Annotated in this window: 11 protein-coding genes; 3 read left to right on the forward strand and 8 right to left on the reverse strand. The window is 72.2% G+C overall.

The genetic code is table 11. The features are described 5' to 3' along the window. The first annotated feature begins 139 nt into the window (after positions 1-139). Positions 140-778, forward strand: coding sequence for an RDD family protein (locus N7925_RS12810; protein ID WP_274343926.1), 639 nt, complete (start codon positions 140-142; stop codon positions 776-778). An 83-nt stretch (positions 779-861) separates the two neighbouring features. On the opposite strand, the gene N7925_RS12815 is transcribed toward N7925_RS12810, so the two are convergent. The 3 genes from N7925_RS12815 to purN form a co-directional block, all read right to left on the reverse strand. Further along, positions 862-2,403, reverse strand: coding sequence for a DUF2079 domain-containing protein (locus N7925_RS12815; RefSeq protein ID WP_265599786.1), 1,542 nt, complete (start codon positions 2,401-2,403; stop codon positions 862-864). A gap of 232 nt (positions 2,404-2,635) precedes the next feature. Beyond that, entirely contained in the window at positions 2,636-4,189 is a 1,554-nt protein-coding gene (gene purH, locus N7925_RS12820) for a bifunctional phosphoribosylaminoimidazolecarboxamide formyltransferase/IMP cyclohydrolase (protein ID WP_274343927.1), read from the reverse strand. Further along, positions 4,176-4,832: a phosphoribosylglycinamide formyltransferase gene (purN, locus tag N7925_RS12825; protein WP_274343928.1), complete on the reverse strand. Its 657-nt coding sequence runs from the start codon at positions 4,830-4,832 to the stop codon at positions 4,176-4,178. The genes purH and purN overlap by 14 nt, the downstream gene beginning before the upstream one ends. Positions 4,833-5,093: 261 nt before the next feature. Between purN and N7925_RS12830 the strand changes: the two genes are divergently transcribed. After that, a complete protein-coding gene (locus N7925_RS12830; RefSeq protein WP_274343929.1) occupies positions 5,094-6,182 on the forward strand; it encodes a hypothetical protein in 1,089 nt (362 codons plus the stop codon). Here N7925_RS12830 and N7925_RS12835 read toward each other — a convergent pair. Further along, positions 6,172-8,067, reverse strand: a complete 1,896-nt coding sequence (locus N7925_RS12835) for a cell division protein PerM (RefSeq protein WP_274346448.1) — start codon at positions 8,065-8,067, stop codon at positions 6,172-6,174. The two genes, N7925_RS12830 and N7925_RS12835, sit on opposite strands and share 11 nt — an antisense overlap. 126 nt (positions 8,068-8,193) lie before the next feature. Between N7925_RS12835 and N7925_RS12840 the strand changes: the two genes are divergently transcribed. Beyond that, a complete protein-coding gene (locus N7925_RS12840) occupies positions 8,194-9,471 on the forward strand; it encodes a helix-turn-helix domain-containing protein (RefSeq protein ID WP_274343930.1) in 1,278 nt (425 codons plus the stop codon). 152 nt (positions 9,472-9,623) lie between these two features. On the opposite strand, the gene sucD is transcribed toward N7925_RS12840, so the two are convergent. The 4 genes from sucD to N7925_RS12860 all read right to left on the reverse strand — a co-directional run bounded on the left by sucD (position 9,624) and on the right by N7925_RS12860 (position 13,646). Then, the gene (gene sucD, locus N7925_RS12845) at positions 9,624-10,508 is read right to left on the reverse strand and encodes a succinate--CoA ligase subunit alpha (protein WP_265599790.1); all 885 of its coding nucleotides are present in this window, start codon (positions 10,506-10,508) and stop codon (positions 9,624-9,626) included. A 21-nt stretch (positions 10,509-10,529) separates the two neighbouring features. Next, on the reverse strand, positions 10,530-11,711 hold the full coding sequence (gene sucC / locus N7925_RS12850) for an ADP-forming succinate--CoA ligase subunit beta (RefSeq protein WP_265599791.1): 1,182 nt from the start codon (positions 11,709-11,711) through the stop codon (positions 10,530-10,532). 426 nt (positions 11,712-12,137) lie between these two features. After that, the gene (locus tag N7925_RS12855) at positions 12,138-12,308 is read right to left on the reverse strand and encodes a hypothetical protein (protein ID WP_265599792.1); all 171 of its coding nucleotides are present in this window, start codon (positions 12,306-12,308) and stop codon (positions 12,138-12,140) included. A gap of 45 nt (positions 12,309-12,353) precedes the next feature. Next, positions 12,354-13,646 (reverse strand): VWA domain-containing protein, encoded by a 1,293-nt coding sequence (locus N7925_RS12860; RefSeq protein WP_443032343.1) that lies wholly within the window; start codon positions 13,644-13,646, stop codon positions 12,354-12,356. Positions 13,647-13,688 lie beyond the last annotated feature (42 nt).

A 13,688-nucleotide genomic window follows, 5' to 3' on the forward strand; every position in this document is an offset into this window, starting at 1 on the left:
CAGGGGCCCCGGACTGGACAAACAAGGGTGCCGCTCATAACGATGAAGCCCGCGGTTGTACGGGGGGCGGGCCGCTGATCGATGTCCTTCCTCCGTGTGGCCATCTCGTCCCCACACGTCTGTTGAAGGAACACCCCTTATGAGCTTCGGCGACCCGAACAACCCGTATGGGCAGCAGCCCGGCCAGCCGCCCCAGGGCCCGCCGCAGGGACAGCCCGGTTACGGCTACCCGCAGCAGGCTCCGCAGGGTGTCCCGCCGCAGGGCTACGGCTACCCGCAGCAGCAGCCGGGGTACCCCCAGCAGCCCGGTTATCCGCAGCAGCCCGGCCAGCCCTACGGCGGCGGCTACCCGCAGCAGCCCGGCCAGGGCGGCATGCCGGAGCTGGCCCACTGGGGGCTGCGGTTCGGCGGGACCATCATCGACGGGATCATCATCTTCATCCCGTACGTCGTCTTCTTCGCCATCGGCGGCGCCATGGGCGACTCGGCCGGCGGCGTGATGGTCATGATCGGCGCCCTCCTGGCGCTCGGTCTCGGTATCTGGCAGCTGTACCAGGAGGGCACCACCGGTCAGACGATCGGCAAGAAGGCCGTGGGCATCCGCCTGCTGCGCGAGGCCGACGGCCGCCCGCTGGGTTTCGGCATGGCCTTCGTGCGCCGTCTGGCCCACATCCTCGACTCCCCCTGCTACATCGGCTTCCTGTGGCCGCTGTGGGATGCGAAGAAGCAGACGTTCGCGGACAAGGTCTGCTCGTCGGTGGTCGTCAAGGCCGTCTGACGCTCCCTTACGGACACGCCACGAGGGCCGCACCCGTCACGAGGTGCGGCCCTCGCGGCATGTCCGGCGATGGCACGGCCCGGTCAGTCGCCCCGGGCGCCCGGGATCTCCGCCGGCTCCGGTGACGTGCGCTCCATCACCACGAAGCTGCCGCCCCGGTGCTTGAGCCGGTAGGACGCCTCGGGGTGCAGCTGCTGGGCGTACGCCACCGGGTCCTGGATCGGGCGGGACCAGCCGAAGTCCAGGTTGATGGCGACGATGTCGGGTGCGGTGCCCGGGGCTCCGCCGACCCAGTAGACGGTGCGGTCGGAGGTGAGGTGGGCCATCAGCGTGATGTCCGTCTCGACCCGCGCCCCGGCCGGGATGGCGTCGAGCGCCGCCCGGGCCGCCTGGCTGCGGGCGTCGTCGGTGCGGTAGGTCTCCGGGCGCAGCAGGTCGCGCAGCGGCAGGTGCTGGGTCATCGCGACGGCGATCGCGGCGGCGACGGGCACGGCGACCTTCGCGTACGAGGCGAGCCAGGGGCGGTGCGAGCCGCGGCTGCGGCGGACGCCGTCGGCCAGCGCGAGGAAGAGCACCGGCATGAGGATCGCGCTGTAGTGCCAGACCATGCCCCAGTGGTTGCTGTCCTGCGAGAGGAGCCGCCAGCCGAGCGTGGGAACGATCAGCAGCGTCAGCGGTGAACGCAGCGCCATGAACGCGGTAATGCCGATCAGGAAGACCAGCATCTCGATCTTGACGGAGGAGTCGAGGACGCCGAGGACGGAGTCCAGCATCGAGACGTCCTGCTCGCCGTTCTTGTCGATCTTCTTCCAGTAGTCGTAGGTGCCCGCGCTGCTGGCCGCCGGGATGAGGACCGTGAGCGTGACGACGAAGGCGGCGACCCCGAAGGCGGCGAGCAGCGCGCCCTGGAGGCGGCGGCCGTACACGAAGAGCAGGAAGCCGACGACCGCCACGGTGGCGCCCAGGTCCTCCTTGACCAGGACCAGGGGGAGCGACCACAGGAGGGCGGCCGTGTACCGCTTCAGGAGCAGGGCCCGGCAGACGAGGGCCAGCAGCGGTACGGCGAACGCGATCTCGTGGAAGTCGGCCTTCACCGCTTCCTGGATGCCCCAGGAGAGTCCGTACGCGACGGTGACGCAGAGCCCCGAGCGCCCGCCGAGGAGCTGCTGGGCGGTGCGGCCGACGATGACCGCCCCCAGCGCGAACAGCGCGGCCTGCGCGAAGAGCAGGGACTCGGCCGACGGCCAGAGCCAGTACAGCGGGGCCAGCAGCGCCACGATCGGGGAGAAGTGGTCGCCGAGGATCAGATAGCCGGGGCCCTTGATGTCGACGACCGGGGCGTCGAACCCGGCGTACGCCCGGACCTCCTGCTCGAAGATCCCCAGGTCCCAGGAGGGTGAGCCGAAGCGGCTGTACTGGAAGTACGCGTAGAGGAAGTAGAGCGCGCACAGGATCGCGCCGGCGACGAGGTACGGGCGCAGGGGTACACGTTCGGAGGTGGCCTTCCCCGTACTCGGGGAGCCGTCCGCCGGGCGGGCGTCCGGGGCGGGGTCCGGCCCCGGGCCCTGGGCGGGCAGGCGTCCCGGTCCCGACCGGTCCGTTCCACTCTTGTTCAGCTCAAGCACGGCGACTGCCCCCGCTCGGGATTTCCACGGCGGTTCATTAGAACAGAGCGGCGAGCCGATTCCGCACGACGGACACGGCCGAGGCCGCACCCATGTCGGGGTGCGGCCTCGGGTCGGATCGGGGCGGGTCGGGGCGGATCGGGCGGGTCGGTGCACCGGTGGAAGGACCGGTGGAAGAGGTCCGGGTCAGTGGTTCCGGTCGGCCGTCAGTTGCCCCGGCCAGTCGTCCCGGTCAGTGGAAGAAGTGGCGCGTGCCCGTGAAGTACATGGTCACGCCGGCCTTCTTCGCGGCCTCGATCACCAGCTCGTCGCGGACGGACCCGCCGGGCTGGGCGACGGCCTTGACGCCGGCGGCCGTGAGGATCTCCAGACCGTCGGGGAACGGGAAGAAGGCGTCGGACGCGGCGTACGAACCGGCTGCCCGCTCCGCGCCCGCCCGCTCGACGGCGAGCTTCGCGGAGTCGACCCGGTTCACCTGGCCCATGCCGACGCCGACCGAGGCGCCGCCCTTGGCGAGCAGGATCGCGTTGGACTTGACGGCGCGGCTCGCCTTCCAGGCGAAGGCCAGCTCCTTCAGCTCGGCCTCGGAGAGCGCGTCGCCGGTGGCGAGCGTCCAGTTGGCCGGGTCGTCACCGTCGGCCTGGAGGCGGTCGGCCACCTGGAGCAGCGCGCCGCCGTCGATGGCCTTGACCTCGAACGCCGTGGCCGGGGCCTCGGGGGCGAGCAGCACCCGGATGTTCTTCTTGCGGGCCAGCACCTCGACGGCGCCGTCCTCGTACGCCGGGGCGACGATGACCTCGGTGAAGATCTCCGCGACCTGCTCGGCCATCTCGACGGTCACCGGACGGTTGACGGCGATGATCCCGCCGAAGGCCGAGGCCGGGTCGCAGGCGTGCGCGTTGCGGTGCGCCGTGGCGACGTCGTCGGCGATGGCGATGCCGCACGGGTTGGCGTGCTTGATGATCGCGACGCACGGCTCGGCGTGGTCGTAGGCGGCTCGGCGGGCGGCGTCGGTGTCCGTGTAGTTGTTGAAGGACATCTCCTTGCCGTGCAGCTGCTCGGCCTCGGCGAGACCGCCGTCGCCGGAGGTGTAGAGCGCGGCGGGCTGGTGCGGGTTCTCGCCGTAGCGCAGGACGTTCTTGCGCGTGTAGGTGTCGCCGAGGAACTCGGGAAGGCCCGAGGCGTCGGCGGCCGCGTAGTCGTCCGCGAACCAGGAGGCGACGGCCACGTCGTAGGCGGCGGTGTGCTGGAACGCCTCGCCGGCGAGGCGCGCGCGGGCGGTCAGGTCGAAGCCGCCGGCCTTGACGGCGGCGAGGACGTCGGCGTACCGCTCGGGGCTGGTGACGACGGCGACCGAGGGGTGGTTCTTGGCGGCGGCGCGGACCATCGAGGGGCCGCCGATGTCGATCTGCTCGACGCACTCGTCGTCGGAGGCGCCCGAGGCGACGGTCTCCTTGAACGGGTAGAGGTTCACCACGACCAGGTCGAACGGCTCGACGCCGAGCTCGGCGAGCTGCTCGCGGTGGGAGTCGAGACGGAGGTCGGCGAGGATGCCGGCGTGGACGCGGGGGTGCAGCGTCTTGACGCGGCCGTCCAGGCACTCGGGGAAGCCGGTGAGCTCCTCGACCTTGGTGACCGGCACTCCGGCGGCGGCGATCCTCCCGGCGGTGGAGCCGGTGGAGACGAGTTCGACGCCCGCCTCGTGCAGACCGCGGGCGAGGTCTTCGAGCCCCGTCTTGTCGTAGACACTGACCAGGGCGCGGCGGATGGGCTTATTCACCGACATGACCGAGATGAACCTTTCGTCCCTCAATGCGATAGCCGTCACGGGCGATCCGCCCCACGGCCTCGACGAGCAGCGAGCGCTCGACTTCCTTGATGCGTTCGTGAAGGGCGGATTCGCCCTCCGGGGTGTCCTCCTCGGTCACCTCGACCACGCCCTGCGCGATGATCGGACCGGTGTCGACGCCGTCGTCGACGAAGTGGACGGTGCAGCCCGTGACCTTGACGCCGTACGCGAGTGCGTCACGCACTCCGTGGGCGCCGGGGAACCCGGGCAGCAGGGCGGGGTGGGTGTTGACGGTCCGGCCGCCGAACGCGGCGAGGAACGCCGGACCGACGATCTTCATGAAACCGGCGGAGACGACGAGGTCCGGGCGGTGCGCGGCGACCTGTGCGGCGAGCGCCTCGTCCCACTCTGCGCGGGTCGCGTGGTCCTTGAGCTTGCACACGAACGTGGGGATTCCGGCCCGCTCCGCGCGCTCCACGCCACCGGTCCCGTCACGGTCCGCACCGACGGCGACGATCCGTGCCCCGTACGCCGCCGGGTCGTCGCCGATGGCGTCGAGCAGTGCCTGGAGGTTCGTACCGGATCCGGAGACCAGCACGACCAGCCGGGCAGGAGAGGCGGAGGGGGGCGGGGAGGCCACGTCGGGGCCCTTTCTCACGTGATGACCGCAGGGTGACGCAGGTGCGGCATGCTCTTTGTAGGGTCGTACGAAAGTATCGCTTCGCCCGATACGGGGAACCCTACGAACGGGCCGACCGTCAGCAACGATACCGGCACACCCGACGGCCCCCACGGGACGGGGGCGCGACCGGGAGGTAGCGTCAGGGGACAGCGAGCCGTCCACCGGGCGGACGAACCGTCCTACGGGCGGACATGACGAGATGGGGAAGACGTTCACCACATGCCGGACCGACGCCGTCGCACCGCCTTCCGCCTCCCCCTGCCCCTGCCCCTGCACGAGCGGTCCGCTCCCTTGATGCGGGAACGCCTGCCCTCTTCGCCGGACTCCCCGCCCCCGGGCTCCTCCTCCCAGGGCTCCTCCTCCCAGGGCTCCTCCTCCCAGGGCCCGTCCTCGTCGGGTCCCTCTTCCACGGACTCCTCGTCCTCGGGCTCCTCGGGCTCCTCCTCCCCGGGTCATTCCTCGCCGGATTCCTCCTCGGAATCCGCACCGGCCGCCGGCTCCGCCGCGAAGCCTCAGGAGGACAACCCGTTCGCCGCGCCGCCCGTGGACCGTCCGGACCAGCCGTGGCAGCCGCGCCGCCCCGCCGGGCCCAACGGGCCGGAGGGGGCGAACGGTTCGGACGGGAACGGTGGGCCCGGCCGGGACGGCTCCGCCGGGGACCGCCCGTCGTGGGGCAGCCAGTGGAGCAGCAAACAGCCCGGCCGGGGCAACGGCGGCTTCGGCGGCCGCCCCGGCGGGAACGGCTCCGGTGGCCCGGGAGGCAAGGGCGGATCCGAACGCGGCGGTCCGGGCGGACTGCGCTGGGACCCCACCGACCCCGCACAGCGGCGCGCCCGCTACGCGGTGCTCGGCGGTATGTGGGCCTTCTTCTTCGCCCTCTTCGACCTCCCGGAGCTCGCCCTCCTCCTGGGCGCGCTCTCGACGTACTGGGCGATCAGCGCGCTCCGCACCCCGATGAAGAGCGCCTCCGCGACGGACCGCACGGCGGCGGGCGGCACCGGGGCGGCCGGGACCGCTGCGGGCACCGGGACGAGAGCCACGGCGGGGGACGTCTCCGGAGCCTCGCCCACCGTGCCCACGCCCGCAGCGCCTCCGAACGTCAGCAGCAGGCAGCAGACCACGGCGGCGGTGAGCGGACTGGTGGCCGCCCTGCTGGCGCTGCTCATCGTGGCGACCACGTACACCGTGCAGCTCGTCTACCGCGACTACTACACGTGCGTGAACGACGCCCTGACCAAGACGGGCGCGGTGTCCTGCAACGACCAGCTGCCGAAGCCGCTGGAGCCGTTCTTCGGCGTCAAGGAGTAGGCGGCTCCGGACGGTCCGCTTCCGGCGCGGGACGGCCTGCGGCGACCTCGGCGGGATCAGCAGAATCGGCGGGGCCGGTCTGACCAGTGGGGCCCGCGGGACCAGCGGGACCAGCGGGACCAGCGGGACCAGCGGGACCAGCGGGACCAGCGGGGAAGTCGGCCATCAGGCCGCCGGAACCCCGCTTCAGGGAGGCCCAACGGGCCTCCCTGAAGTCTTTCCCGTGCCAGTCTTTCCCGTGCCAGTCCTTCCCGTGCCACGGGTCGGTCGGCAGGAAGTCGTACGGCTCGAACCCCGCGTCACCCCTCCCCGCCCCCGGCCCGGCCCCGTCGGCCAGAGCGCCGGACACCGTTTCGGGGGCAGCCCCGGGGGCCGGAACGGCGGACGCGGCGGGTGCCGCGGAACCACCCTGCGCCGCATCGCCGGACGCACCCACCGCCCGCCCCCGCCAGCGCCACGGCACCCACCAGCGGTGCGGACGCCCGATGGCGGCCTGCGCGTCCGCCCCCGCCTTCTCCTCGGACGCCGTCGCTTTCGCTGCCGTTTTCGCTGCCGCCTTCGCCGGTGCCGACTCGGTCACCTGGGGCTCGTCCGCTTCCGGTACGTCCCTGCGCCAGGCCCAGCCCGGGGTGCGCAGGCGCCACAGGCGCAGCAGCAGGACCGCCGGTACGCCGATGCCCGCGGTCCACGCCAGTGCCGCCGGCCCGGCCAGCCACCACACCGGGCCGAACTCCCTCAGCGCCCCGGTGCCGAGCGGCCCGCCGGCCACCGCCATGAGCAGCCCCGTCGCGGCACCGCAGGCCAGCGCGGCGAGCAGCGTCACCAGCACCGTCTCGCGCCGGCTCCACACCTGAGCACGGGGCACGTCGGCGGGCGCGGCCCTGCGGGCGGTGAACCAGGCGACCGCCAGCGCGGCCGCCACCGGCACCGCCAGGGCCGCCCCGCTCAGCAGGGAGCCCGCCTCCTGGTCCGGCACGGCCGCCAGCAGGGGGAAATGCGGTGCCGCCGGAGTCCCGTCGAGGCCCAGCGGGGTGGCGGTGGCTCCCGTGCCGAGCGAGAAGCCGGGCCCGAGCCCGTACGAAGCTCCCCACAGGGCGGCGTTGGGCACGAGCGAGGCGGCCAGCAGGAGCACGGCGAACCGTCCCGGCCAGTCGCCCGCGAGCCCCAGGAACGCCTCCTGCGCCGCCCCCGCGTTCCGGCCGAGCGCCACCGCGACCACCAGCGCGCCACCCCCGAGCAGCACCGTCACGCCCACCGCCGCCGACCGGCACGCCGCCTCGGCCCGGTCCCGGAAGCGTGTCCGCGCGATCGCCTCCTGAAGCACCAGGGGAGACCAGGACGGCAGGGGCCCGAGTGGCCGCCCGGCCGCCGTCCACACCCCGGCCGCCGCCGCACCGGCCACCACGAGCGCCACCGGGAACACCAGCGTGTCCGGGTCCGGGCGCAGCGAACCGCCGCGCGCACCGGCCGCCGCCCCCGCCACGACCAGCAGGTATCCCGCGGTCACCGCGCAGAACACGCCCGCCTGCGAAGGCCTGGGCCGCCCCTCCTCCGCCTCCGCCGCATCGCGCGCCGCGCGGTGCGCCAGCCAGACCGGGCCCACCGCGAGCAGCAGCGGCACCATGGAGACGGGGGCGGGAACGCCGCTCAGCGTGTCGGGCCGCACGAGTCCCGCGCCGTGCGCGAGCAGCCATACCCCGGCCCCCGCGCGCAGCGCACCGCCCGGCCCGCTGTCGGGATACGGGGAGCTGATCCACAACACCATGACCAGTACCGTCAGCGACCCGAGGCCGAGCCCGGCGGCGACGGCTCCCCGCACCAGGGCGGAGGCCAGGGCGAGGGTGCGGTTCCGCTCGGCCGTCGCCTTCGGGCTGCGTTGCGTCATCTGGGTCACGCGGCCCATGCTGCCAACGACACGCGCTTATTTCGCGTAACGCGCGAACAGCCGTTGTGTCGCCCAATATACGTTTATGTACTTTTTTACTCAGTGCGGCGTTGCCGGGGGTCGGCCATGACCCGGAGCACGACCGACGAGGCCGCCGCGCCGCAGCTGCCCTCCCCCAAGGAGCGCCGCAGACTGCGCGAGGCGAAGTCGCTGAGCGAGGAGCAGGTAGCGGCGGCGGTCGGCGTCACACGCGCCACCGTGCGCTCCTGGGAGACGGGGCGCACGAGCCCGCGCGGACGCAAGCGCGCGCTGTACGCGAAGCTCATCGCCCCCGAACCGGAGGCGCCCACCACGACGCCATCAGCGGCTGCGGCTGGGCCTGCGGTGGGGGCTGCGGCAATGCCTGCAGTTGAGGCTGTGGCTGTGGCTGTGGCGACTCAGGAGCCTCCTCCCGAAGCCCCTCCGGAAGCCGCTTCGGAGGCACAGGTGCCGGTGCCGGTGGTACAGGTGCCGGTGGTGGCGGAGGCAGAGAAAGAGAAAGAGAGGGAGGGGGAGGGGGACGCGGAGGCCATCGGCGAACGGCACCGCTCCCCCGCCGAGGCGTTCGACGAGCTGTACGCCCTGACCGCCCCCGGCCTCGTCCGGCAGGCCTACCTGCTGACCGGCCGCCGTGCCCTGGCCCGCGAGTCCGTCGAGCGTGCCTTCCAACTGGCCTGGCACCGCTGGCCCGAGGTGGCCGTCGACCGCGACCCGGCCGGCTGGGTGCGCGCGGCGGCGTACGAGTACGCCATGTCCCCCTGGCACCGGCTGCGCCGCGCGCACCGGCATCCCGACCCCCCGCCCACGGAGCCGGGGAAGCAGGCGCTGTTCGACGCGCTGCTCGACCTGCCCCCGGCCTACCGGCGCACGCTCCTCCTGTACGACGGGGTCGGCCTGGACCTCCCGGAGACCGCGGCCGAGACGGAGGCCAGCACCCCGGCTGCGGCGGGCCGTCTGCTGACCGCCCGCGCCACCGTCGTCGAGCGGCTCCCCGAACTCGCGGCCGCCGGCTCGCCCGCCGAGCAGTCGGCCCTGCTGCACGACCGGCTCGGCAGCCTCGCGCGCGCCGAGCACGTCCCCGTACCGCGGCCGGCCCGTGCCGTGCGCACCGGCAGCGAGGACAGGGCCAGGCTGTGGACCCGGGCCGCCATCGCGGGCGTCGCGCTGCTCATCGCCGTGACGGGACTGACCCTGCACACCGCGCCCACCCACTACGAGCCGCCGATCGCCCCCGCCGAGCGGGTCGGGGGGGTACCGCCCCGCGGTGGTCCGCAGAAGCTCACCGCACAGGATCTGAAGCTCCAGAAGTCGCTGCGCGAGCAGCTGTCGCACGGCCCCGAGCGGCTGATTCCGCAGCTCCGGTGAGCCGTCACGCGGACAGAGCCGTCACCCGGACGGCAGGCGCGCGTACGCGAACGGCGGACCCGTACGCGAACGGCGCGGGCCCGCACCCCTGCATCACAGGGAGTGCGGGCCCGCGCCGTTCGCAGCGTGTCTCCGCCGCCTGACCGACTGCGTCAGGCGCCGAGGATCTCGCGCGCCAGCTTGGCGGTCTCGGTCGGCGTCTTGCCGACCTTGACGCCGGCGGCCTCAAGGGCCTCCTTCTTCGCCTGGGCGGTGCCCGAGGAGCCGGAGACGATGGCGCCGGCGTGGCCCATGGTCTTGCCCTCCGGGGCGGTGAAGCCCGCGACGTAGCCGACGACCGGCTTGGTGACGTTCTTCGCGATGAAGTCGGCGGCACGCTCCTCGGCGTCGCCGCCGATCTCGCCGATCATCACGATGAGGTCGGTCTCCGGGTCCGCCTCGAACGCCGCGAGGGCGTCGATGTGCGTGGTGCCGATGACCGGGTCGCCCCCGATGCCCACGGCGGACGAGAAGCCGATGTCACGGAGCTCGTACATCATCTGGTAGGTCAGCGTGCCGGACTTGGACACGAGACCGATGCGGCCGGGCTTGGTGATGTCGCCCGGGATGATGCCGGCGTTGGACTGGCCGGGGGTGATGAGACCCGGGCAGTTCGGGCCGATGATCCGGGTCTTGTTGCCCTTCGCGCCGGCGTACGCCCAGAAGGCGGCCGAGTCGTGGACGGCGATGCCCTCGGTGATCACGACGGCGAGCGGGATCTCGGCGTCGATCGCCTCGATGACGGCGGCCTTCGAGAAGGCCGGCGGCACGAAGAGGACGGACACGTTCGCGCCGGTCTTCTCCATCGCCTCGGCGACGGAGCCGAAGACCGGTACCTCGGTGCCGTCGAAGTCGACGGAGGTGCCGGCCTTGCGCGGGTTCACGCCGCCGACGATGTTGGTGCCGTCGGCGAGCATGAGCTTGGTGTGCTTCATGCCCGTCGCGCCGGTCATCCCCTGGACGATGACCTTGCTGTCCTTGGTGAGGAAGATAGCCATGGTGGTCTGAGTCCCTCTTCCTTACTTCGCAGCCGCGGCGAGCTCGGCGGCCTTGTCGGCCGCGCCGTCCATGGTGTCCACGCGCTGCACGAGCGGGTGGTTGGCGTCGGAAAGGATCTTGCGACCCAGCTCCGCGTTGTTGCCGTCGAGTCGCACGACCAGCGGCTTCTCGACCTTCTCGCCCTTGGACTCGAGCAGCGCGAGCGCCTGCACGATGCCGTTGGCGACCTCGTCACAGGCGGTGATGCCACCGAAGACGTTGACGAAGACGGACCGGACGTCCGGGTCGCCGAGGATGATCTCCAGGCCGTTCGCCATGACCTCTGCGGAGGCGCCGCCACCGATGTCGAGGAAGTTGGCGGGCTTCACGTTGCCGTGGTTCTCACCGGCGTACGCGACGACGTCCAGGGTCGACATGACCAGACCGGCGCCGTTGCCGATGATGCCGACCTCGCCGTCGAGCTTGACGTAGTTGAGGTTCTTGGCCTTGGCGGCAGCCTCGAGCGGGTTGGCTGCGGCCTTGTCCTCGAGCGCCTCGTGATCCGGCTGACGGAAGTCGGCGTTCTCGTCGAGAGACACCTTGCCGTCCAGGGCCAGAATCCGGCCGTCCTTGGTCTTCACCAGCGGGTTGACCTCGACGAGGAGCGCGTCCTCGGCGACGAAGGTGTCCCACAGGGTCACCAGGGCCTCGGCGACACCCTCGGCCACGTCGGCCGGGAACTTCGCCAGGGCCACGATCTCGCGGGCCTTGACGATGTCGACCCCGTCGACGGCGTTGACGGGGACCTTCGCGAGGGCCTCGGGGGTCTTCTCCGCGACCTCCTCGATGTCCATGCCGCCCTGCACCGAGGCCATGGCCAGGAAGGTGCGGTTGGTGCGGTCGAGGAGGTACGAGACGTAGTACTCCGCCTCGATCTCCGGGGACAGCTCGGCGATCATCACCTTGTGGACCGTGTGGCCCTTGATGTCCATACCGAGAATGTCGGTCGCCCGGGCGACCGCCTCGTCGGCGTCGGCCGCCAGCTTGACGCCGCCTGCCTTGCCTCGGCCACCGACCTTCACCTGCGCCTTGACGACAGACTTGCCGCCCAGCTTCTCGGTCGCCTCGCGGGCTGCCTCAGGCGTGTCGATGACTTCACCGGCCAGCACCGGTACACCGTGCTTGGCGAAGAGGTCCCTCGCCTGGTACTCGAACAGGTCCACGCGCGTCCGTCCCTTTTAGTGGTATCGCGGTTCGTTCTTCTGCGTGGGCGTGCCGCGATGGGCAACGTGACTGCGCGGTCACAAGGAAGGCGCACACGGTGTCCGAGTACGCGGCATGTCCATCCGGCAGGTTATCCCCGCGCTCCGTGTGACCCTAAATCGCAGATCCCACCTGAGCGGTGATAACGGTCACAGGGGGTATTCCCTCCAGCTCCCGGACGGGGCTCGCCGGGAGCCGGAAGAGGCCGGTCGGAACCGGAGCGCCCGGCCCTGGTCCCCCTGGGCCGAGTACTCCGATGTGGTGAACGTGAACCGTGCGGCCTCTCAGCCCGCGCCGTTCGTCCTTGTTTCGGACCACCCAGAGCCGACCACTCAGAGCCGACCCAGCAGAGGGGGCTTCTCAGAAGGGTTCCTCGGAGGGGGCCCTCAGAGCGCGGGCAGCGCGTCCGTCACGAAGGACGGGGCGACGGAGGTGACGCCCTGGGCGCCGGCGCCCGCGTGACCGATGGTGGAGCGGGCGTCCTCGCTGCCCGTGTCCGCCGGACCGCCCGCCAACGGCCGGGCCTGCGCCCCGACGCCCTCGGCCAGCGGCTGCACGGATCGATGCTTGCACGAGCCCGTGGGGGTCGCCCAAGCCCCCGGTTACTGTTGGGTCTCCTTGTCCGGTATGGGCAGTGGCCTCTTCTCGATCGCCGCCGCCATGACGTCCGGGAAGGCATCCGGCGTACAGGCGAACGCTGGTGCGCCCAGCGCTCCGAGCGCCGCCGCGTGCTCGTGGTCGTACGCGGGTGCGCCCTCGTCGGAGAGCGCGAGCAGCGTCACGAACTGCACGCCGGAAGCCTTCATCGCGGCGACCCGCTTGAGCATCTCGTCGCGTATGCCGCCCTCGTAGAGGTCGCTGACGAGGACGACGACGGTGTCCGCGGGGCGGGTGATCTTCGACTGGCAGTAGGCGAGCGCCCGGTTGATGTCGGTGCCGCCGCCGAGTTGGGTGCCGAAGAGGACGTCGACCGGGTCGTCGAGCTGGTCCGTGAGGTCGACGACCGCCGTGTCGAAGACGACGAGCCGGGTCGAGAGGGTGCGCATGGAGGCGAGCACCGCCCCGAAGACCGAGGCGTAGACGACCGACGCGGCCATCGAGCCCGACTGGTCGACGCACAGGACGATGTCCTTCTTGGCGGACCGGGAGGCGCGCCCGTAGCCGATGAGGCGCTCGGGAACGATCGTGCCCGTCGGCGGCGCGCCGTCGGCCCCCGGGACGGGGAGGTAGTTCTTGAGGTTGGCCCGGATGGTGCGGTTCCAGTCGATGTCCCGGTGACGGGGCCGGCTGATGCGCGCCAAGCGGTCCAGGGCGCCGGTCAGGGTGGCCCTGGTGCGGCTCTCCAGACGCTTCTCCAGGTCCTCGACGACCTTGCGGACCACAGCGCGCGCGGTCTCCTTCGTCGTCTCGGGCATCGCCTTGTTGAGGGAGAGCAGGGTGCCGACGAGGTGGACGTCCGCCTCGACCGCCTCCAGCATCTCCGGTTCGAGGAGCAGGGCCGCCAGGCCGAGCCGGTCGATCGCGTCGCGCTGCATGACCTGGACCACGGAGCTGGGGAAATAGGTCCGGATGTCGCCGAGCCAGCGGGCGACGGAGGGCGCCGACGCGCCGAGACCCGCCGAACGGCCACCGGAACCCCGGCCGCCGGGCTTCTTCCCCGCGCCCCCGCCGTACAGCGCGTCCAACGCACCGTCCATCGCGGCGTCCTGGCCGGTGAGGGCGCGCCCGGTGCTGTCGGCACTGTCCGCGCCGAGCACCATTCGCCAGCGCCGCAGCCGTTCGGCGTCGGGCACGTGCGGGGCGGCAGGCCGCGCCGTCGCGGAAGCCTGTGCCGTCGTCCGTTCCATCGTCTCCCCCTTCGGGTCCGTCGGGTCCGTCCCGCCGTGGCCCCTCATGCCGTGGTCGGTCGTACCCGGGTCGGTCGTACCCGGGTCGGT

The sequence above is a fragment of the Streptomyces sp. CA-278952 genome (assembly GCF_028747205.1).
GTDB lineage: Bacteria > Actinomycetota > Actinomycetes > Streptomycetales > Streptomycetaceae > Streptomyces.

Coding starts and splice junctions, on each gene's coding strand:
- N7925_RS12840 (WP_274343930.1), top strand. CDS start 8,194: ATGACCCGGAGCACGACCGACGAGGCCGCCGCGCCGCAGCTGCCCTCC.
- purH (WP_274343927.1), bottom strand. CDS start 4,189: ATGTCGGTGAATAAGCCCATCCGCCGCGCCCTGGTCAGTGTCTACGAC.
- N7925_RS12860 (WP_443032343.1), bottom strand. CDS start 13,646: ATGAGGGGCCACGGCGGGACGGACCCGACGGACCCGAAGGGGGAGACG.
- N7925_RS12835 (WP_274346448.1), bottom strand. CDS start 8,067: ATGACGCAACGCAGCCCGAAGGCGACGGCCGAGCGGAACCGCACCCTC.
- N7925_RS12810 (WP_274343926.1), top strand. CDS start 140: ATGAGCTTCGGCGACCCGAACAACCCGTATGGGCAGCAGCCCGGCCAG.
- N7925_RS12830 (WP_274343929.1), top strand. CDS start 5,094: ATGCCGGACCGACGCCGTCGCACCGCCTTCCGCCTCCCCCTGCCCCTG.
- sucD (WP_265599790.1), bottom strand. CDS start 10,508: ATGGCTATCTTCCTCACCAAGGACAGCAAGGTCATCGTCCAGGGGATG.